Origin of the sequence: Massilia sp. METH4, from assembly GCF_037094685.1 — a bacterium.
In the GTDB taxonomy this organism is placed as follows: Bacteria; Pseudomonadota; Gammaproteobacteria; order Burkholderiales; family Burkholderiaceae_D; genus Rugamonas.
The window spans coordinates 1,752,829-1,774,039 of sequence record NZ_CP146614.1; the positions used below are offsets into that span (position 1 = coordinate 1,752,829).

General features: G+C 65.9%; 16 protein-coding genes. 7 read left to right on the plus strand and 9 right to left on the minus strand.

Annotated elements, in window-relative coordinates; genetic code table 11:
- Positions 1 to 38: 38 nt before the first annotated feature.
- On the plus strand, positions 39 to 2,369 hold the full coding sequence (locus tag V6Z91_RS07830) for an FdhF/YdeP family oxidoreductase (RefSeq protein WP_338768820.1): 2,331 nt from the start codon (positions 39 to 41) through the stop codon (positions 2,367 to 2,369).
- Between the two features lie 9 nt (positions 2,370 to 2,378).
- Here V6Z91_RS07830 and V6Z91_RS07835 read toward each other — a convergent pair whose 3' ends face one another.
- A complete protein-coding gene (locus V6Z91_RS07835) occupies positions 2,379 to 2,657 on the minus strand; it encodes an acylphosphatase (RefSeq protein WP_338768823.1) in 279 nt (92 codons plus the stop codon).
- 141 nt (positions 2,658 to 2,798) lie between these two features.
- Between V6Z91_RS07835 and V6Z91_RS07840 the strand changes: the two genes are divergently transcribed.
- The 3 genes from V6Z91_RS07840 (at position 2,799) to V6Z91_RS07850 (ending at position 7,334) form a co-directional block, all read left to right on the plus strand.
- Positions 2,799 to 4,880 (plus strand): TonB-dependent receptor, encoded by a 2,082-nt coding sequence (locus V6Z91_RS07840; RefSeq protein ID WP_338768826.1) that lies wholly within the window; start codon positions 2,799 to 2,801, stop codon positions 4,878 to 4,880.
- 349 nt (positions 4,881 to 5,229) lie between these two features.
- Positions 5,230 to 6,645: a family 43 glycosylhydrolase gene (locus tag V6Z91_RS07845; protein ID WP_338768828.1), complete on the plus strand. Its 1,416-nt coding sequence runs from the start codon at positions 5,230 to 5,232 to the stop codon at positions 6,643 to 6,645.
- A 14-nt stretch (positions 6,646 to 6,659) separates the two neighbouring features.
- Entirely contained in the window at positions 6,660 to 7,334 is a 675-nt protein-coding gene (locus V6Z91_RS07850) for a PEP-CTERM sorting domain-containing protein (protein ID WP_338768830.1), read from the plus strand.
- A gap of 221 nt (positions 7,335 to 7,555) precedes the next feature.
- On the opposite strand, the gene V6Z91_RS07855 is transcribed toward V6Z91_RS07850, so the two are convergent.
- The 5 genes from V6Z91_RS07855 to V6Z91_RS07875 all read right to left on the minus strand — a co-directional run bounded on the left by V6Z91_RS07855 (position 7,556) and on the right by V6Z91_RS07875 (position 15,593).
- A complete protein-coding gene (locus tag V6Z91_RS07855; RefSeq protein WP_338768832.1) occupies positions 7,556 to 9,790 on the minus strand; it encodes an NADP-dependent isocitrate dehydrogenase in 2,235 nt (744 codons plus the stop codon).
- A 439-nt stretch (positions 9,791 to 10,229) separates the two neighbouring features.
- Positions 10,230 to 11,243 (minus strand): IS110 family transposase, encoded by a 1,014-nt coding sequence (locus V6Z91_RS07860; RefSeq protein ID WP_338761801.1) that lies wholly within the window; start codon positions 11,241 to 11,243, stop codon positions 10,230 to 10,232.
- Positions 11,244 to 11,455: 212 nt separating this feature from the next.
- Positions 11,456 to 12,064 (minus strand): redoxin domain-containing protein, encoded by a 609-nt coding sequence (locus V6Z91_RS07865; protein ID WP_338768835.1) that lies wholly within the window; start codon positions 12,062 to 12,064, stop codon positions 11,456 to 11,458.
- Positions 12,065 to 12,102: 38 nt separating this feature from the next.
- The gene (locus tag V6Z91_RS07870; RefSeq protein WP_338768838.1) at positions 12,103 to 14,208 is read right to left on the minus strand and encodes a thioredoxin family protein; all 2,106 of its coding nucleotides are present in this window, start codon (positions 14,206 to 14,208) and stop codon (positions 12,103 to 12,105) included.
- A gap of 188 nt (positions 14,209 to 14,396) precedes the next feature.
- Positions 14,397 to 15,593, minus strand: a complete 1,197-nt coding sequence (locus tag V6Z91_RS07875; RefSeq protein ID WP_338768841.1) for an alanine--glyoxylate aminotransferase family protein — start codon at positions 15,591 to 15,593, stop codon at positions 14,397 to 14,399.
- 132 nt (positions 15,594 to 15,725) lie between these two features.
- Here V6Z91_RS07875 and V6Z91_RS07880 point away from each other — a divergent pair, with 132 nt between their 5' ends.
- The 3 genes from V6Z91_RS07880 (at position 15,726) to V6Z91_RS07890 (ending at position 17,367) form a co-directional block, all read left to right on the plus strand.
- Complete coding sequence (locus tag V6Z91_RS07880; RefSeq protein WP_338768844.1) at positions 15,726 to 16,067, plus strand: metalloregulator ArsR/SmtB family transcription factor; 342 nt, start codon at positions 15,726 to 15,728, stop codon at positions 16,065 to 16,067.
- Positions 16,068 to 16,235: 168 nt separating this feature from the next.
- A complete protein-coding gene (locus V6Z91_RS07885) occupies positions 16,236 to 16,700 on the plus strand; it encodes an SRPBCC family protein (RefSeq protein ID WP_338768847.1) in 465 nt (154 codons plus the stop codon).
- Positions 16,701 to 16,707: 7 nt separating this feature from the next.
- A complete protein-coding gene (locus V6Z91_RS07890) occupies positions 16,708 to 17,367 on the plus strand; it encodes a glutathione S-transferase family protein (RefSeq protein WP_338768850.1) in 660 nt (219 codons plus the stop codon).
- A gap of 2 nt (positions 17,368 to 17,369) precedes the next feature.
- Here the strand turns inward: V6Z91_RS07890 and V6Z91_RS07895 are convergent, their stop codons facing one another.
- The 3 genes from V6Z91_RS07895 to V6Z91_RS07905 all read right to left on the minus strand — a co-directional run bounded on the left by V6Z91_RS07895 (position 17,370) and on the right by V6Z91_RS07905 (position 21,205).
- Positions 17,370 to 18,584 (minus strand): ScyD/ScyE family protein, encoded by a 1,215-nt coding sequence (locus tag V6Z91_RS07895; RefSeq protein ID WP_338768853.1) that lies wholly within the window; start codon positions 18,582 to 18,584, stop codon positions 17,370 to 17,372.
- A gap of 166 nt (positions 18,585 to 18,750) precedes the next feature.
- Entirely contained in the window at positions 18,751 to 19,884 is a 1,134-nt protein-coding gene (locus tag V6Z91_RS07900; protein WP_338768855.1) for an ABC transporter substrate-binding protein, read from the minus strand.
- Between the two features lie 124 nt (positions 19,885 to 20,008).
- Entirely contained in the window at positions 20,009 to 21,205 is a 1,197-nt protein-coding gene (locus tag V6Z91_RS07905) for an MFS transporter (protein WP_338768858.1), read from the minus strand.
- Between the last annotated feature and the right edge of the window lie 6 nt (positions 21,206 to 21,211).

Consider the following 21,211-nt stretch of genomic DNA (forward strand, 5'->3'; position numbering starts at 1 on the left):
CCTACAATCGACCGCCACACAAAGCTCCGGGAGGTTGTATGGGAAGGAAAGATGTTCCAGGGATCGGCGAGTATGGCGGACCGGCCGGCGGCTGGGGCGCGCTGCAGGCGGTGGCCAAGGCGTTGCGCGGGCAGATGAATGTGCACGGCACCACGATCCTGCTGCAGGTGAACCAGCCGGAAGGCTTCGACTGCCCCGGCTGCGCGTGGCCTGATCCGCGCCACGGCTCGTCGTTCGAGTTCTGCGAGAACGGCGCGAAGGCCGTGTCGTGGGAAGCGACGAACAAGCGGGTCACGCCGGAGTTCTTTGCCCGGCACAGTGTCGGCGAGCTGTGGGAGTGGGATGACTTCAACCTCGAGTTCGAGGGCCGCCTCACCCATCCCATGGTGTATGACCCGGCCACGGACCACTACGTGCCGATTTCCTGGGACGACGCGTTCGCCCGCATCGGCGCCGTGCTGCGCAGCCTGCCGCACCCGAACATGGCCGAGTTCTACGCGTCCGGCCGCGCATCGAACGAGGCGGCCTTCCTGTACCAGCTGTTCGCACGCGAGTACGGCACCAACAACTTCCCCGATTGCTCGAACATGTGCCACGAGGCCACCAGCGTGGGCTTGCCCGAGTCGATCGGGGTGGGGAAGGGCACCGTGTCGCTGGAAGACTTCGACCATTGCGACGCGATCTTCTCGTTCGGCCACAACCCCGGCACGAACCACCCGCGCATGCTGGCCACGTTGCGGGCCGCGGCGCTGCGCGGTGCGCCCATCGTGGTATTCAATCCGCTGAAGGAGCGCAGCCTGGAGCGCTTCAAGTCGCCGCAAAGCCCCGTCGAGATGACGATCGGGAAGGCGGTGCCGATCGCCACCCACTACTACCAGGTACGCATCGGCGGCGACTGCGCGGTATTGAAGGGCATGATGAAGGCGCTGCGGGCCGCCGACGCGCGGCAGGTGGCCGATGGCGGCCCGAGCCTGCTGGACCGTGAATTCATCCGCGAGCACACGAGCGGCTTCGACGCGCTGGCCGCCGACCTGGACGACACCACGTGGGACGAGATCGAGGAGGTATCGGGCCTCTCCCGCGCCGATATCGAAACCGCGGCCGATGTGTATGCGAAGGCAAAGCGCACGATCATCTGCTACGGCATGGGCATCACGCAGCACAAGCATGGCACGTCGAACGTGCAGCAGTTGATGAACCTCTTGCTCCTGCGCGGCAACGTCGGCCGCGAGGGCGCCGGCATCTGCCCGCTGCGCGGCCATTCGAACGTGCAGGGCGACCGCACGGTGGGGATCACGGAAATCCCCAGCCAGGACTTCCTCGACTCGCTGGAGCGGGTGTTCGGCATCAAGGCGCCGCGCGAGCATGGCCACGGCGCCGTGGCGGCGATCGAGGCGATGCGCGACGGCCGCGCCAGGGCGCTGATCTGCCTGGGCGGCAACCTGCCGGTGGCGATGCCCGACCCGCAGGCGTGCTTCGCCGCCGTGCGCGGTCTCGACCTCACCGTGAACATCGCCACGAAGCTGAACCGCTCGCACCTGCTGGTGGGGAAAAACACGTTCATTCTCCCTTGCCTGGGCCGCACTGAACGGGACACCCAGGCCACGGGCCCGCAATCGGTCTCGGTGGAGGACTCGATGTCGATGGTGCACATCTCGCGCGGCACGCTGCCGCCGGCCTCGGAACACCTGCGCTCGGAGCCGGCGATCGTCGCAGGCATCGCCAAGGCCGCGCTGCCGCAATCGAAGGTGGACTGGGACTGGTTGATTGCCGACTACCGCCGCATCCGCGACAAGATCGAGGCCGTGTTCCCCGACTTCGACAACTACAACGAAAGGGTGGCACAGCCGCGCGGCTTCCGCCTGGAGAGCCCGGCCATGCGGCGCGAATGGCGCACGGCGACGGGCAAGGCCAACTTCATCGTGTTCGACAGCAAGCGCCAGCGCCCGCTGGCCCGACCGGGCGAACGGAACCCGCTGGTGCTGGCCACCGTGCGCAGCCACGACCAGTACAACACGACGATCTACGGCAAGAACGACCGCTACCGGGGCGTGACGGGCCGGCGCGACGTGCTCTTCGTGAACGAGGCCGACCTGGCCGAGCGGGGACTGGAACACGGCGACATGGTCGATATCGAGGCGGTGGCGGAATGCGATCACCCGGGCGAGCCGCGCATCCTGCGCAACCTGGTGGCCGTGGCGTTCGACATCGCCCGCGGCTCGGCGGCCGCCTACTACCCGGAGGCGAACAGCCTCGTTGCGCTGGGCAATTACGATGAACGCAGCGGCACGCCTTCGTATAAATCGGTGCCGATCGTGATTCGGCGCGCGGCTGCGGGTGGGCAGGACAGGGCGGTGACGGACCGTTGATGCCGCCAACTAGCGGGTACTGGCGATGTGGAAGCCGGTACCCGTAATGTCCGCATCGTCCGCCTCGGTGCGCGTGACCCTGGTCACGTGCGCGCCGGGCGGGCCGTGGTGCGCCCACGTCACCAGTGCTTCCACTTCCTGCTGCGGGCCCTTGAGGCATGCTTCCACCGTGCCGTCGCGGCGGTTGCATACCCAGCCGGCAAGGCCCAGGGCACCGGCTTGCGTTGCCAGCGCGTGGCGGAAGCCCACGCCCTGGACGGTTCCTTCGATGATCAGTCGGACTGGCATGGCGGATACCATTGTTGGTTTGTCGTGCCGATAGTGTAGCGCTGCGGCGCCTGTCCCACACCTTCCGCCATCCATCCCACGCGGCGTTCGGGTGGCCGGCACGCTTCCTATACTCGGGTCTCTTCTCATCGAGGACACGCCGTGCGCAGAACGCCGCTTTCCGCCATCCTGTTCGGGCCAGTCGTGCTGTTCGGGCTCATCGCGCTGCCGGCGGCGGCCGAGCCGCCGGCCATCGCGACGGTGACGATCACCGCCGGCAGGGAGCCCGTCGCCAGGAAGCTGGACAAGACCGTGCATGACGTGTCGGCCATGCCGAGGGCGGCAAACGGCACCGCGCAGGACGTGCTGCAATCGACGCCCGGGATCGCGGTCAGCGCCGACGGGCGGATCTCCGTGCAGGGCAATCCGCAGGTGACCGTGCTGGTCGATGGCAAGCCGACGGCCGTGATGGCGGGCGAGGAGCGGGCGGTGGCGCTGCAGACCATGAACGGCGCGGATATCGCCAGCGTCGAGATCATCACGAACCCGTCCGCCGCGCACCAGGCCAATGGCGGCGCCATCGTCAATATCGTGTTGAAGCGCAACCGCAAGCCGGGCGCACGCGCGCAATGGCGGGCCAGCGCGGCCGACCACGGGCTGTGGAATACGGGCCTGTCCGGCGACGTGAACGGCAACCGGTTCAGCGTGCATGGGGAACTGGGAGTGCGTCGTGACGGCACCCTGAAAACGCGCCGCTCGGCGGTCGACTGGACCGATCCGCCGAGCGGTCGAACCGGGCAGGCGCGGCAGGCCTCCGAAGTGTTTGTGCGCCGTACCGTGGAAAGCGCGGCAGCGGGCATCGAGTACGACCTGGGCGCGGCCGAAACCCTCAGCCTCTCGGCGCGGCACAATGCGCGCCGGTCGCGGCCATTGCTCGACACGCTGAACGTCGTCCACGACGAGGCCGGCGCGCGCATCTACCATCGCATTTCAGAGGGCCCGAACGAGCAGACCGATGGCAGCGCGAGCCTGGCGTACAGCCGCCAGGGCAACGGGACCGTGCTGAAGACGATAGTCCAGCGCAGCAGGACGGTGACCCTGGTCGACAAATCGTATCGCGACGTGTTCGTGCAGCCCGTGCACGCCGATGCCTTCAGCCACGGGTCCACCCGATCGGCGCGCCGCCTCGACCAGGCCACGCTGGACTGGAGCAGGAAATCCGGCCAGGGCCAGTGGGGCATGGGCGTCGATCTCCAGGACGAGGTCAACGAACTGGCCAATTACCAGGCCGCCGTCGATCCCGTGACCGGAGCGGAAACTCCCGATGCCGGCACCACCAATGCCTACGACGTGGCCACGACACTGTCCGCCGCCTACCTGACGCACCTGGCGAGAGGAGGCAAATGGGAAGCGCTGCTGGGCGGGCGCATCGAGCGCATGACGCGGCGTGTGCATCCTGCCGGCGGCACCTCGCACGCCGCGCATTGGCGGGCCTTCAACCCCAGCCTGCACCTGAGGTATGCCGCCAGCGAGTGGGTGGACCTTACGCTGGCCTACCGCCGCAGTCTCCAGCGGCCCGATTCCCGCGACCTGAACCCGTTCACCACCTACGTCGATGCGCAGAACCTGAGCCGCGGTAATCCAAGCCTGGAGCCCCAGGTCCTCGCGTCGTGGGAAATCGGTGCCGATGTGAAGGCGGGGCCGCTGAGCGGCAACCTGGGTGCCTTCTACCGCGGCAGCCGCGATACCGTGACCGATGCGCGCACGCTGGCCGGCAATGCGATCGTCACCGGAAAACAGAATGGCGGACGGGCGCGCTCGGCGGGCGTGACCGGCGCGCTCGACTGGGCGCCCCGGCCCAAGCTGCGCCTGGGCATGGATGGCGGCGCGTATCGTGTGATGCTGTTCACGCCCGATGGCCGGGGCATGGTGCGCCAGGCGGGCCTGTCGGGCTACCTGAATGCCAGGGTGACGTGCGGCTTGGGGGACGACGACGTGTCGCTCGACGCGCACATGCAGTCGGCGGGCATGACGCCGCTGGCGCGCCATGGTGCGACCAGCAGCGTGAACGTGACGTGGAAGCGCCGGCTGACGCGCACGCTGAGCCTGACCGTGAACGCCAGCGACATCTTCGATGGCAGCAAGCGTACGTACCGCACGCGCACGAACTCCTTCCACCAGGAAGGCTTCGATCATTTCGTCGCCCGACGCTTTCAGGTGGGCCTGTTGCAAACGTTCGAGTGACGCGAGGACGCCGATAACCAAACCGGTATCGCGCCTTGCAAATTAGTCATTGGTGCGCCCAAATCGATCTCGGTACGATGCTGTCAACAAAGCGCCGCAATGGCGGCAGCCTATAAGACAAACCATCGGAGACTTCCATGAACCGCATCGCCCGCCGCGTTCCCGCCGCGCGTTTTCCCGTTTCGTCGTCATAGCCAGTAGCGCCACCGGCCCAACAGGGCGCGCGGCTACAGCCATTCGGAATAACCCCTTTCCGACCGCTCTCGCGAGCGGCGCAGGGTGCGTTCGCACATCCGTCGCACCCGGACCGATTCAACACTACGAAGTCACAACAACACGGAGGAAGACAATGCTGAAAAAACTGGTAGCGGCGGTAATGCTGGCATGCGGCGCCGCATCGGGCGGCGCGATCGAACTGGCCGGGCTGCAGAATGCGCACGACCCGGGCACGATCACGAAGGATGGCGACACCTATTTCAATTTCACGACCGGCACGGGAATCTGGTATTCCACGTCGAAGGACCTGAAGACCTGGCAGGGCGGCCCCGCTCCCGTGTTCGCCACCAACCCGGCCTGGGTGGAACGGAAGATCCCGAACTTCAAGGCCAACGGTTCCTCGTACTGGGCGCCGGACGTGATCCAGATGAATGGCGCGTACTACATCTATTACTCGGTATCGCAATGGGGCACCACCAACTCGGCGATCGGCGTGGCGCGCAGCCCCTCGCTGAAGAATCCCGTGTGGACGGACCTGGGCATCGTCGTGGAATCGTTCAACAAGGGCAATGCCGAGATCAACGCGATCGACCCGGCCCTGTTCCGCGACCACGACGGCCGCGTGTACATGAGCTTCGGCTCCTTCTTCGGCGGCATCGGCGTGGCAGAGATCAACCAGTCCACCGGCAAGCTGGCCAACTATGTGACCAAGATCGCCGGCGGCACCAATGCCCGCCGCGACATCGAGGCGCCGTACATCACCCGCAATGGCGATTACTACTACCTGTTCACCAACCGCGGCGCCTGCTGCAAGGGCAGCGACAGCACGTACTACGTGGAAGTGCAGCGCGCCACCAGCGTGGACGGCCCATACTCGGAACCGCGCACCATCCTCGCCAATATCGACGGCCGCCACAAGGGCCCGGGCCACGTGGGCGTGCTGAAGCAGGGTGGCTGCAACTTCGTCTCCACGCATTACTACGACACCGCGGACAACGGCTTCGCGAAGCTGCAGATCATGAAGATGACGTATGCCGACCGCGGCACCGACATCGACTGGCCGCAGCTCACGCGCGATTTCGACAGCTTCGAGGAAGGCTGCGACGGTGTCAGCGACGGCCGTTACACCTTCCTGAACGGCGCGAGCGGCAAGGCAATGACCGTGGCGGACACCGCGACGCTGCGCGCCACCCAGCCGGGCGCCATGGTGCAGCAAAAGACGTTCGCCAACCTGAAGAACCAGTACTGGTACGTGGTCGGCCACGGCAACGGCGACTACAGCGTGATCAGCGAGCACAGCCTGTTGGCCATGGATGACTGGGAAGTGTCGATGTCGCCGGGTGCCAAGGTGGCGCAGTGGTCGTACTGGGGTGGCGACGGCCAGAAGTGGCGCTTCGCCAATGCCGCCAGCGGCAAGCACACGATCCAGAACAAGATCAACGGCCTGATGGCCGAGGTGAGCGGCGGCAGCACGGCGGACAATGCGCCGGTCCTGCAATACCCGCTGCATGGCGGCGCCAGCCAGCAATGGTCGCTGGTGCGTAAATAAAAAAGAGGGATGACATGAAGAGCAAGCTCATTCAACTGGCCGCGGCCACGGTGCTCGCCACCACTGCCGCCAGCGCATTGGCCGATGTCGTTGTCATCGGCGATCGCGACGCGTTCAACGCGCTCGGCACCATTGCCTACAACAGCAACTTCGACGACTTCGGCGCCGGCTTCCATCTGCCGGGCGACCCGTTCACCCGCGGCGGCGTCACGTACGCGTCGGACCAGAACCTGACCGTGGGCGCGGGCACGGACTTCGGCATCGGCACGCTGCGCACGCTGATGTCCAATAACTACTTCAGCGGCCTGGCGGGCACGATCGCCACGGGCTACACGCTGTTCGGCTTCGATGCCGCGGTGTCCGAAGGCGATGTTCCGGGGGCTGCGAGGGTGGTGGATATCACCCTCACGACCAACCAGGCCACCTACACCTTCGGCGGCGTGACGCTGGCCGACGGGGTGACGGGCCTGACGTTCCAGGGCTTCCAGGCGACCGGCGCCGGCGAGTACTTCACGGGGTTCCGCATCGCCACGCTGGGCGATGGCCACCTGGCGGGGATGACGGACGTCGCCGTCGGCGTTTCCCCGGTGCCGGAACCGGCGACGGGCTTGCTGCTGGTGGGTGGGTTGGGGGTCCTCGGCCTGGCCCGCTGGCGCTCCGGGAAGCGCGCCTCGAGTCCGCGGCGCTGAACGTTCGGTGTCTGACACTATTTCCTGCGGAAATAGTGTCAGACACCGGTTTCCTTGCCGGAGTCGGCTGCTTCACGCGAAAACCGGTGTCGGACACCATGAAGCCGGTGTCCGGCACCGAGGCGCTGGCGCTGCCGATTGCGCCAAGGTCGACCACTGGCAAAGAAAAAACGGCCGGTTGCTCGCGCAACCGGCCGTTTTCATCTGGAGCCAAACAACTATCAGCCCTGCAGCACTTCCAGTGCCTGGTTGAACGTGGCGCTCGGGCGCATCACGGCCTTCACCTTGGCATCTTCCGGCTTGTAGTAGCCGCCGATGTCGACCGGCTTGCCCTGGATTTCCAGCAGCTCGGCAACGATCTTCTGCTCGTTCTCGCCCAGCGCCTTGGCCAGCGGCGCGAACTTGGCGGCCAGTTCGGCGTCTTCCGTCTGGTTCGCCAGTTCCTGCGCCCAGTACAGCGACAGGTAGAACTGCGAGCCGCGGTTGTCCAGCTCACCGGTCTTCGGCGACGGCGACTTGCGGTTGTCCAGCAGCTTGCCGGTGGCCGCGTCCAGCGTCTTGGCCAGCAGCTTGGCCTTGGCGCTGCCCGTCTTGATGCCCAGGTCTTCCAGGCTCACCGCCAGGGCCAGGAACTCGCCCAGCGAATCCCAGCGCAGGTGGTTTTCCTCGACCAGCTGCTGCACGTGCTTCGGTGCCGAACCGCCGGCGCCCGTTTCGTACATGCCGCCGCCGGCCATCAGCGGAACGATCGACAGCATCTTCGCCGACGTGCCCAGTTCCATGATCGGGAACAGGTCGGTCAGGTAGTCGCGCAGGATATTGCCGGTGACGGAGATCGTGTCCAGGCCGCGGATCACGCGCTCCAGCGTGTAGCGCATCGCGCGCACCTGCGACATGATCTGGATGTCCAGGCCCGTCGTGTCGTGATCCTTCAGGTAGGTGTTGACCTTCTTGATCAGCTCATTCTCGTGCGGGCGGTACGGGTCCAGCCAGAACACGGCCGGCATGCCGGAGTTGCGCGCGCGGGTGACGGCCAGCTTGACCCAGTCGCGGATCGGCGCGTCCTTCACCTGGCACATGCGCCAGATGTCGCCCTGTTCCACGTTCTGCGTGAGCAGCACTTCGCCCGTTGCCAGGTCGGTGATGTTGGCCACGCCATCTTCCGGCACTTCGAACGTCTTGTCGTGCGAGCCGTATTCCTCGGCTTGCTGGGCCATCAGGCCCACGTTGGGCACGGTGCCCATCGTGCGCGGATCGAAGGCGCCATGCCATTTGCAGAAGTTGATGATCTCCTGGTAGATGCGGGCGAAGGTGGATTCCGGAATCACGGCCTTCACTTCCTTCAGGCGGCCATCGGCGCCGTACATCTTGCCGCCGGCGCGGATCATTGCCGGCATCGACGCATCGACGATCACGTCGTTCGGCGAGTGGAAGTTGGTGATGCCCTTGGCCGAGTCGACCATCGCCAGCGGCGGACGGTTTTCCTGGCAGGCGTGCAGGTCGCGCTCGACTTCTTCGCGCTGGGAGGCCGGCAGCGTGGCGATCTTGTTGTACAGGTCAGCCATGCCGTTGTTGACGTTGATGCCCAGGCTGTCGAACAGGGCGCCATGCTTCTCGAACGCTTCCTTGTAGAACATGCGCACGCAGTGGCCGAACACGATCGGGTGCGACACCTTCATCATCGTGGCCTTCACGTGCAGCGAGAACATCACGCCGGTGTTCTTGGCATCCTCGATCTGCTTTTCATAGAACTCCAGCAGGGCCTTGCGGCTCATGAACATGGAGTCGATGATCTCGCCTTCCTGCAGCGAGACCTTCGGTTTCAGCACGATGGTCTGGCCGGACTTGGTGATCAGTTCCATCTTCACGTCGCGCGCGCGGTCCAGCGTCATCGACTTTTCGCCGTGGTAGAAGTCGCCATGCGTCATGTGCGACACGTGGGTGCGCGATGCCTGCGACCACTCGGCCATCGAGTGCGGGTTCTTGCGTGCGTATTCCTTCACGGCGCGCGGCGCGCGGCGGTCGGAGTTACCTTCGCGCAGCACCGGGTTCACGGCGGAACCGATGCACTTGCCGTAGCGGGCCTTGATGGCTTTTTCTTCGTCGGTCTTCGGGTCGGACGGGTAGTCGGGGATCTTGTAGCCCTTGCCCTGCAGTTCCTTGATGGCGGCCTGCAGCTGCGCCACCGAGGCGCTGATGTTCGGCAGCTTGATGATGTTCGCGTCCGGCTCCAGCGTCTTCTTGCCCAGCTCGGACAGCACGTCGGGCACGCGCTGCTCTTCCGTCAGGTATTCCGGGAAGTTCGCGAGGATACGCGCGGCCACGGAAATATCGGCTTCGTCGACGCGGATGCCGGCGGGCTTGGTGAAAGTCCTGACGACCGGCAGGAATGCGTGGGTCGCCAACAGGGGCGCCTCGTCGGTCAACGTGTAGATAATGGTCGGATCATTGCTCATGCGCTATTCCTCGGAATTCGTGGGGTTCCTGATACTGAAAAATCGCCTGCCTGGTCGGCGCGTCAACGCCAGTCCTCCATCACCTTCACTCCCCGGGCGGCGCTACGGACAGCGCCAAATCATAACCCAGTCGGCACATCGCAGGGGCTCGCATCGCCGCTGTTTCGCTGTGCCCGAAGTCGGGTACCGGTAGCCGGGCAGGCCTGCTTGCCGATCAAGTCTTATATAAGATATAGGACAGGACGGTATTATGCACGAGCTTGGGGTGGGATGCCAGTTTTTGCCGCAGGGGCAATGGCCGAGCCCGTGTCACGGTGCCTGACCCCGTGACACGACCTCAACAATTCGATCGTAAGCCCGCCCGATCGGCCTGACCCGATCATGGGGCAGCGTAAGGGACGAACAGCAATGGATAGATGGATGAGCTCGTGTCATGGGGTCAGATACCGTGTTCACCCGCAAGCCTTTTGCCCATGTGATTCGGGTCAAATGGCTTTCCTGAGCGGACGACGCCGTACATCTGGTGCACGAGCTTGCGCATGACGGCAGCGATGACAGCCATCTTAGCCATGCCTGTTGACTGCAGCCGGTTTGCAAATTCCCTTAACAGCGGGTTCTTTCTGATCGCTGTAAGTGCTGGCATGTATAGGGCTGCCCGCAGGTCGCGACAGCCCATTCTGGTAATGGTAGTCCTACCCCTCACCGAGCTGCCTGATTGCCTCTGGCGTGGCGTCACCCCAATGTAGGCCGCCAGTTCCTTGGCGCTGCCGAAGCGCCGCAGGTTCCCCACACGACCAAGTACCTTGGCCGCGGTCCCGCGGCCAAGGCCTGGGATCGACTCAATCAGCTCAGCATCGTGCCGGAGATCCGGATGCCGATCGATGTGATCATCGATATCGTTCTCCAGCTGCTTGATTTGTTTGTCCAGCCAATCCAAGTGCGTCTTGGCGTGAGCTGCCACCTCGGTCTGGTTTGCAAACTCAAGTGCTTCGATACGATTGGCCTGTTGCTGTCGAATGTCTTTCAACGATGCCAGATGCTCGTTCCAAGCCCTCAATTGCCGCTGCTCGTGCGAAGGGGCCTGCCAAAGCGCTGGGCTCATCGCTGCGCAGTATCGCGCAATGAGAGCTGCATCAGCTTTGTCGTTTTTGTTTCGGATGATTAGACTCTGGCCAAATCCTTTGATGCTGGCAGGATTGACGACGCTGACCTTCATGCCCATGTCGCTCAATGCCAGGGCAACAGGCTCGCTGTACACGCCTGTCGATTCCATGCAAATATGGACCGCATCGAGCGTAACATCCTGATTCTTCAACCACTTTATCAGCTCTGCGTAACCGTCCCTGTTGTTCGGAAGCACTTTGCTCTTGAGCTTCCCATTCTTCAGCAACGCTATATCCAGTTTGCTTTTGCTGACATCAATTCCTACTACTGGCGTGCCTACGAAATTCATTTGTTGACCACCCTCGTATGCAGGCTCGAAGCCTAAGATACCGTCCGGACTTAACAATGAAAAACAGGCAGAGGCGCCAATCTGACCCACAGGCTCTTGGCCTTAGACACCATCGACATCACTCTGCCTGGCCGTTTCCTTCAGCGGTAATTTTGCCAAAGATCCGACGGGATCATCATACGAGGCACCGTGACACGGGCTCGGCAGTAGGTTCAGCTGGCGTACTTGACGGAGCAGCCATACGGCTGCGTGATCGGCTTGCTGACGGCCTTGCCGGCCGAGACTTCGTCGATCGCCTGGATCACGTAGTTGGTGGAGGTGGGAATATCGGCGGCGTTCGAGCTCGGCTTGCTGTCGATGGCGCCGGCGTACACGATCTTGCCGGCCGGGTCGATCAGGTACATGTGCGGCGTGGTCCTGGCGCCGTAGGCGCGGCCGATCTTGCCGTCGTCCAGCACGAGCGCGGTGGGCACGGCGTTCTTTTCCTTCGTCCAGCTGTTCAGCGAGGCGGCCAACTTCGGGTCCCTGGTCGCGTTGCCGCTGGTGCTGACGGACAGCCACACCACGTCCTTCGCCGCCGCGTGCTTTTGCGTGGCCGGCATGTTGCCGCTGTCGTAGTGCTTCTTCACGAACGGGCAGTCGGGGTTGACCCATTCCAGCACCACGTACTTGCCTTTGTAGCTGTCGAGCGAAACCTGCTTCCCGCTCGTGTCCACCCCCGTGAAGGCGGGGGCGGGCTGGCCCACGGTGGCTTGCGCCGCCGCGAGTCCGGTGGCCATCAGGCCGGTGACCAGGATTGCTGCCGTCGTCATCTTCTTCATCGCGTTTCCTCGTTCAGTCGATCACATCACCATGCAGGTCAGATCCTGCCCAATGCCGTCCGCACCTGCTCCACAGTCAGCACCTCGGACAGCACTTGTGGCTGGCCGTCCTTCGGTCCGTACAACACGTACACGGGCACGCCGCTGCGCCCCAGCTGCGCCAGCTGCTGGGTAATGGCGGGGTCGCGGCGGGTCCAGTCGGCGCGCAGCAGGACCACGTCCTTCGCGCCGAAATCCTTCAGCAGTTGCGCATCGTTCAGCACCGTGCGCTTGTTGAACTGGCACGTGATGCACCAGGCGGCCGTGAAGTCGATGAAGACGGGCTTGCCGGCGGCGCGCGCCTGGCTCACGGCCTCGGCCGACCACGGCGCCCAATCGCCGGAAGCCTGCGCGCTTGCCTGGGCCGGCTCCGCCTTCAGCAGCGGCCACACGGAGTACACCGCGCCGGCCAGCACCACCAGCCCGGCCGTCGCTAACGCGGCGCGGGTGCCCCGCGAGGCGACGGGCGTGCCGATCGTCCAGCAGGCGAAAGCCAGCGCGACGAGGGAGGCCGCCATGCCGGCCATCGCGTCGATGCTCGTCTGCTGGCCCAGCACCCACAGCAGCCACACGACGGTAGCGAACATGGGGAAGGCCATCAGCACCTTGAAGCGGGCCATCCACGCGCCGGGGCGGGGCAGCAGCCGGCCGAGCGCCGGCACCAGTGCCACGGCAAGGTAGGGCGCGGCCATGCCCAGGCCCAGCACGGCGAAGATGGCCAGTGCCTGCGGCGCCGGTTCCGTGAGCGCCACGCCCAGTGCGGCGCCCATGAACGGCGCGGTGCAGGGCGATGCCACGGCCACGGCCAGCACACCGCTGAGCGCGTCGTCGACGACCGGATGCCTGGCCCGGTAGCCGGCCAGGGAACCCGGCAGCACGCCGCCGAATTGGAACACGCCAGCCAGGTTCAGGCCGATGAGCGTGAACAGCGCGGCCAGCACGCCGACGAAGACGGGCGATTGCAGCTGGAAGCCCCAGCCCAGTTCCGCGCCGCCGGCGCGCAGCGCCAGCAGCAGTCCGGCCAGCGCGACGAACGACAGCACGGCGCCGGCCGTGTAGGCGATGCCGCCGGCCACGGCGCGGGCGCGCTCTTCCTTGTGCTGCACGAGGTGGAAGACCTTCAGCGACAGCACGGGGAACACGCAGGGCATCAGGTTCAGCAGGGCGCCGCCGAGGAAGGCGAACAGCAGCGTCAGGGCGAACGAGGTATCCGGAGCGGGAGCAGGTACCGCGGGGGCAGCCGGCACGGGCGCCGGCGCGGAAGGTGTACTGCCGAGCGCCGGCCAGTCCCCCTCGACGGGGATCGACACCGTCCAGCCGGCCGGCTGCCCCGGCGCCACCAGCACGGCCTTCATCACCGACGGGCTTTCGCTGCGCTGCGGCGACAGCGGTACTTTGATGTGCAGGACGCCGTCCGCCCAGCGCTGCTCGGTCTTCGCGGCGTAGTCGATCACGCCGACATCCTCGGCGAAGTACTGCACCTCGCCCTGCGGCTTCGCAGGCAGGCCGTGCACCTCGATCGCCAGCGCATGGCCATCGACGCGCGCGGTGGCGGTAGTGCCTTCCTGCGCCACCGGCGTGGCGGCGCGCGTCGCATCGAACAGGGCGCCATGGGCCGAGGTGGACGCGTTGGCGGGAACGGTCAGTTCGAAGTCGCCCGCCTCGGGCAGGCACACTTCCTTGCAGACCAGCCATTCGGCATGCAGGCCGATCTTCAGGTCGCCGCCCGTAAACGTCGCGGGCACCTGCACGGGCACCGGCAGCAGCACCCTGTTTTCATAACCGTAGTTGGTCAGCGGGCCGAGCGGCAATTTCTTCGGTGTCGGCCAGGCGATCTCGCCGGCGGTAAAGCCGGCGGGCAGTTTCCACGCCAGTGTGGTGGCCAGCCCGGAATCACCCGGATTCTTCCAGTACGTGTGCCAGTGCGGCTGGTGATCGATGGCCAGGCCCAGCCACAGCGTCTTGCCGGGCTGGATGCCCTCGGGCGCATGCGCCACCAGTTCGCTGCGCACGTGGTCGGTGACCACGACGGGGCCGGCGCCATGCGCCAGTGGCAGGAAGGCGGCCAGCAGACCCGCCGCCGCGAACTTGTACAGTGACGTCACTTTCGATCGTCCTCGCTCATATCAACGGGACAATGATAAAGCCTAATGCCGCTCAAGGCTTGGAGCGCGTAACAAAACCCGCAGGGCAAGGCGCGGCGTCGAAGACAGTACACCTGTACGGCGAGACGCTGCAACGCAGCCATGGGGGTTTTGTTAGGCGCTCTTAAGCACGCCTGATCCGCCGGCGCTCAACGCGACAGCGAGCGTTCCAGCTCGGCCATGCCGGCCGGCAGGTTGAGCTGCGCGCCGGCCGCCTGCATGCTCGAACCCAGCGCGTGCAGCGTGCGGAACAGGTTGTGCGCGCGGCTTTGCTCGCCCATCTGGCCGATACGCACGATGTTCAGCCCGAATGCCCCGGAAATCTCCACGCGGTGCACGCCCGACATGTGCGCCAGCACTTCGGCCGCCTGCACACCCTGCGGCACCACGATCCCCACCACGGAATTGAGCCGGTGCTCCTTTTTCACCAGCAGCTCCAGGCCCATGCCCTCGATGCCCGCCTGCAGCGCCTCGGAACAGTGCAGGTGGCGCTCGAAGCGCTTCGGCAGCGTTTCGTTGCACACGAGGCGCAGCGCCTCGTGCAACGCCAGGATGCCCGAAACGGGCGCCGTGTAGTGGTAGGACTTCTGGTTCCAGAACTTGTCCGCCAGGTTCGCGTCCAGCACCCAGTGGAACGGCTGGTCGCTGCGGGTGAAGATCTTCTTCGCCCAGGCCCGCTCGGAAAACGCCAGCAGCGACACGCCGGGAATCGACGACAGGCCTTTCTGCCCGCCCGTGATCACGGCATCGATCTGCCAGTTATCCATTTCCAGCGGCATCGTGGAGAGCGTGCACACGGCGTCCACGATCACCAGCGCGCCATGCTCGCGCGCCAGCCGCGAAATCTCGGCCAGCTTGCCGTTGCACACCGTGTTCGACGTTTCCCCCTGCACCAGCGTGACGGCGTCATAGCGCTTGCCCCGCAGTTCGCGCTCGACCGCTTCCACGCTGGCGCCTTCGTTGCTGCCCGCCTCCAGGATCGTGACTTCGCCGCGCACGCGGGCCGCCATCTCGGCCATGCGGCGGCTGAAATAGCCGTTGCAGATGCACAGCACCTTGTCGCCCGGGTGCACCAGGTTGGCGATCGCCATCTCCATCGCGGCCGAGCCGGGCCCGCCCACGCCGAGCACGTAGCGCGAATTGGTCTGGAACACGTAGCGCCCCATGTCCTTCACCTGGGCGATCACGCGGTTCATCGTTTCGCCCAGGTGGTTGATGACGATCGAGTTTGCCGTGGCCACGCTTTGCGGGATCGGTACCGGGCCCGCGCCCATCATCAGCAGGGGTTCGTCGGGGAGGATATCGTTCAGCGGAACGATATGGGGAACGCTGACAACTTCATGCATGATGGACTCCGGCAATAGGGGATCTTTCAGCATAACAGCCGCTTGTTCGTCCATCAACGTTGTATCGGTACACACACCAAACACTAAAGCGTTTACTTGACTATCTGTATGAGCGGGCGGATACTCAAGTCCATGCTTAACGATGACCCAAGACTCGATGCCGTCTTCCGCGCCCTGGCCGAACCCGCGCGCCGCGCGATCGTGCTACGCCTGTCGCGCGGCAGCGCCAGCGTGAGCGAGCTGGCCGCGCCGCTGGCCATGTCGCTGGCGGCCGTGGTGCAGCACGTGCAGGCGCTGGAACAGAGCGGCCTCGTGACGACGCAAAAGACGGGCAGGGTGCGCACCTGCACGCTCGACCCGGCCATGATCGGCCTGGCCGAAGGGTGGCTGAGCCAGCGCCGCCAGCAATGGGAAACGCATTTCGACCGGCTCGGCGAACTGCTCGCCCAGTGTCCTGAATCAGAAGTTCGTTGAGCAATAAATTTGACGAAATCGTCTCGAGGCAAGGCGGAAATGCCCGGTAAGGCTGGGCGCCTTTCGGGCATTTTCAACGCAGCATCGGGGCGATTTCGTCGAATTTATTCAACGAATCTCTGATTCGGGACACTGGAACTCCAACCACAGCAAGGAAAGGAAGACCTGATGCAACCGATTTTCCATGGTTCCTTCGTCATCGAACGGCGCTACCCCGTGCCGCCCGACCGCGTGTTCGCCGCCTGGACCGATCCCGCGCTGAAGGCGCGCTGGTTCGACGGACCGCCGGGCTGGCAATTGCACCACCGTGAACTGGATGCGCGCGAAGGCGGCATCGAAATCCTGCATGGCCGCTTTACCGGCGCGAAAGAGATGGAAACCCGCTTCACGGCGCGCTTCCACCACATCGTGCCCGCCGCCCGGCTGGTCTACATCTACGACATGCACCTGGACGGCGCCCACCACTCCGCTTCGCTGGCCTCGGTGGAATTCCTGCCCGACGGTGCCGGCACCTTGCAGCGCTTCCACGAGCAGGTGGCTTTCCTGGACGGCACCACGGCCGACCGGGGCGTGCCCTCGCGCGAGCACGGCACCGCCGCCCACCTGGACCAGCTGGCCAAGCTCTTCCTGTGAGGCGGCCATGGAACTGACCCTGTATGCCCACCCGTTCTCGTCCTACTGCCAGAAAGTGATCGTGGCGCTGCACGAACACGGCCTGCCGTACACGCTGCGCCCGATCAACGACGGCGACGCGGCTGCGGAAGAGGAGTTCGCCCGCCGCTGGCCCATCCGCCACATGCCGCTGCTTACCGACGGCCCGCGCGACCTGGTGGAAGCGAGCATCATCATCGAGTACCTGGAACGCTATCGCGGCGACGCGCCCCCGCTGCTGCCGGAAGACGGCGACCGCGCACTCGAGGTGCGCTTCCTCGACCGCTTCTTCGACAACTACGTGATGACCCCGATGCATCGCATCGTGTACGACTTCATCCGCCCGCTTGAAGAACGCGATGCGCGCGGCGTGGCCGATGCACGCTCGCTGCTGGACCGCTCCTATGCCTGGCTGGACGGGCACATGGCCGGGCGGCACTGGGCCGCCGGGGAGGCGTTCACGCTGGCCGACTGCGCGGCCGCGCCATCGCTGTTCTATGCCGACTGGGTGCACCCGATCCCCGAACGCTACGAGCATGCGAAGGCCTACCGGGCAAGGTTGCTGGCGCGCCCGTCGTTCGCCCGCGCCGTCGATGCCGGGCGGCCTTACCGGCACATCTTCCCTCCGGGGGCACCCGACCGCGACTGACCTCAGTCCAGGCTGATGCGCAGCACCTGCCCGCCATCCGGGAACGCTTCGGGAATCGGCCCCGGCACGATGCTGTTGTTCGTCACATACGCCGCGCCATCGGGCCCGATCGCCACGCCACCCGGGTAGAACAGGTTTTCGTAGACGATGGTGCGCGTGCCGGCCATTTCCACGCGGATCAGCCGGCCCGGCGATTGCAACGGCGGGCCGCCAGGGCCGGCAAAACCGTTGCCGATCTGGAGCACGTACAGCCGGCCGGCCGCATCGAAGGCCAGGCTGATGATGTTCGTGAAGCCGCTGGCGAAGACTTCGGGTTCGCCGCCGTCGGCCGGCACCCGGTAGACATTTGCCTCGCCGACCGGGAACGGGAACCCCGTCAACTGGCCCACATACAGCGCGCCATCGGGGCCGCGCGCCACCGACGTGGGCACGGCCTGCATGGGGATCGTGGCGCCTGGCGGCAGGCCGAGGAAGGGCGGGGCCGGCACGTCGCGCGGGCCGAAGGTGGCCAGGGTCGAGATTGCATGCCGCGGGTCCACCTTCAGCAAGGAGTTGCCGCCGGCGTCCACGGCCAGGAACTCCCGGCCCAGCGCCAGCAGGCCGACCGGATTGCTGTCGACGCCATCGCCGGCTGGATCCTCCGCCGCTTCGTAAAAGGCGAGATCGAAGGGTTTCTTTTGAGCGCGCTGGGCAGCCTGCCCGGTCACGCCGGCGGCCGGCGCGCTCGCCGCGGCCTTGTCGCGTGACACCGGCAACTGCCCGCCGCGAACGCGCGGTATCGACAGCACCCGCGCCAGCAAATGGGCCTTGGGGCCGAGGCCTTCACGCGTCTCCGGCTGCGAAGCCAGGCCGAGGGCCACCTTGCCTTCGCCCGTGGTGGCGAACGCCACCGCCTGCGGACCGGCCGCGCCGAAACCGCCTTGCGCCGCCAGCGACGGCAATCCGTCCAGCACCCGCACCGGGTCCTTGCCGCCACTGACATCGATGCGCACGACGGCTCCCGTCTCGCCATAACAGGCCGTTTGCCCGTCGCTCAGCACCGCGCAGGCGCCGTCGCCGCCCTTGCCCGCCTCGGCCACGTACAGCGCGCCATCGGGCGCGAACGCCAGGCCGCGCGGATTGGCCAGCCCTTTCGCGACCACGTCGACCTGCGGCGCCGCGCTCGCGGCGATCGATACCAGCAACGTACATCCGAACAGGCAACGCAAGGCATTCATGGCAAGCTCCTCCGGAAGGAATGACGGGACAGTCGTTCCACGTTAGCACGGCGGTATCGGAAGACAAGTAACTGCCGGTATTTATTCGCGAGCTTGCCCGCATGGTGGCGGAATTGGCACAATTGACCGCGGATCGGCGTAGATCGGCGGAATTGAATGTTGCCCGTTAAGATCTCCCGGAACTGCCCGGCACCGGTGCTGGCGCCGGGTGATTGCTGGTCGAGCGCACGGTGCCCACGGGGTTGGCCGGCCAGTAGCCTTCGAGCTTCAATTCCTTCAGCGCCGCGTTCAGGAAGCTGCGGTCGATCCACGGGTCCACGTCGAACTTGCGGCGGATCAGCCGGAACTGGTACGCATGTTCCACCGCATCCCTGTAGCGTTCCGTCAGGAACGGGTCGAACAGGGGGCTCAGGCGCACGCGCAGCGGCTGGCCCTCGTAATCCTCGCGCCAGTGCTCGATCTTCGCCGTGCCGGGGCGCGCCCACAGGCGGAACACTTCCTCGCGGTTGGCGTCGTCGGAACTCCAGCGCGCCGTTTTCACCACCGCTTTCACGAAGCGCTTCGTCGCGTCCGGATATTTCGCGGCGAATTCGTCGGTCACGAGCATGTGGCTCTGGCGCGTGAACACGGCCGAATCGTTCTTGCTCGTGTAGGCGATGCGCGCCACGCCCTTGTCGCGCAGCTTGATCAGGTCGTAGCTGCCGAACACAGCATCGATATCCTTCGTCGTCAGCGCCGCCTGCGCGGTGGCCGTGTCGAGATTGACCACCCGCAGGTCCCTTTCGCTCAGGCCATGCGCTGCCAGCAGCCGGTTGATGGGCAGCTGCGCGTTGGTGCCCTTGAAGATCGCCACGCGCTTGCCGCGCAAGTCCTTTACCGACCGGATCGGCGAATCCGGTGGCACGGCGAGGTAGAGATTCGTGCGCACGCCGGTGGCCAGCACCAGCCGCGTCTTCAGGCCGGCCGCCTTGCCGATGATCGACGGCAGGTCGCCCTGGAAGGCGAAATCGAGCTGCCTGTTGCTGAGCGCTTCATTGACGGCCGGGCCGGCGCCCTTGAAGAAATACCATTCGACCTTGATGTTGTCCGGCTTGAATTCCTGCTCGATCGCGCCGGTGGCGTGGGCAATGGCGATCGACGAGCCGCCGAAGCCGGGCGGCGTGCCGTGCGCCGGCGTGGCGACGCCGACGCGGATCACGGCCGGTGCCGCGGCGAGCGCGCCGGCCGCGGTGGCGGCCAGCGCGACGCCGGCGATCAGTTTCAACGAACGGGTAACGATGTTGCGCCTTGCGTGGTTCATGTGGTGCCCTCACTGTGTTGGTCACCGATGGATTGCAGGTTCCATACCACGGCAAGGCCGGGAAATCGCGGCGCCGCTGCTGCGCAAGCAGCAGCGGCAACCCCTCGCGCTGTTGCCGGGGTGCTCAAACCCGCACAGGGCCGAACCACGCGCGGCCCAGCTGCACGAGGAACAGCACCGCCAGCACGTGGAAGCCGGCCAGCATGCCGAAGTACTGGTTGAGCAAGCCGCCGGCCACGGCGCCCGCCAGCGCGCCGCTCGGCCCGGCCAGCGAAAACATGCCGCCGGTGCGGCCGCGCCCCAGCTCCTGCGCCAGGCGGGCGAACTGCGCCACGCACGTCAGTTGCTGTATGCCCAGGCCAAGCCCCAGCAGCAGCGCGCCCGCCCACAGCGCGCCCTGGTGCAGCGGGTTGGCCAGCAGCAGCTCGGCGCACAGCAACAGGGTGAAACCGATACAGTAGCGCGTGCGCTCGCGCCAGCCCATCACGATGGCGCCTGCCGCCAGCAAGGTCAGCACGAAGGCGGCGCCCTGCAAGGTCACCAGTCCGGCGGCCTGTTGCGCGGGCATGCCGAAGCGGCGCATCGCCACGAGGATCACGAACACGGTGAAGTACGACATCGCCACCTGCCCGATGAACTCCACCAGCATCGTGCGCCGCAATTCCGGGCGGCTGCCGATGAGACGGAACTGGTCCAGCACGCGGCCGATAAAGGGCGTGGCGTCGGCGCCCTGGCCGGCCGGCGCGCTCGACATCACGCGCTCGCCGATCAGCAGCGTGACGAACAGCCCGGCCGCCACCACGCGGAACGTGTCGGCATAGCCGGCCAGCCCGACAAGCCAGGCGCCCAGCATCGGCCCCAGGAAGAACATGCCGGCGCTGTGCGAGGCGCGCTGCCAGCCGGCCTTCGCCGGGCCGATGCGCGGCAGCAGGTGCAGGAATTCGGTCTGCGTGGTCACCATGCGAAACGGGTTCACCAAGCCGAACAGCACCACGCACGCGACCAGCTGCCATGGCGTGGCCGCGAAGGTGAAGCCGGCGAGGAACAGCACGATGCCGGCAATGCAACCGAAGCGGAACAGCGGCCGGCTGCCGTGCCGGTCGATCAATGCGCCGAGCGGCAGCGACAGCAGCAGCATGCCTGCGAATTGCAGGCCGCCCACCAGGCCGATCTGCCAGGGCGAGGCTTGCATGGCGGCGGCGTACAGGGGGAATACCACCTTGGCGACGCCATTCGACGTGCCGGCCAGTATCCCCAGCAACATGAACCCGGTGAGAAAGTGGCGTGGCGGGGCGTCTCCGGTCAGTGCGGTCGATGACATCGACGG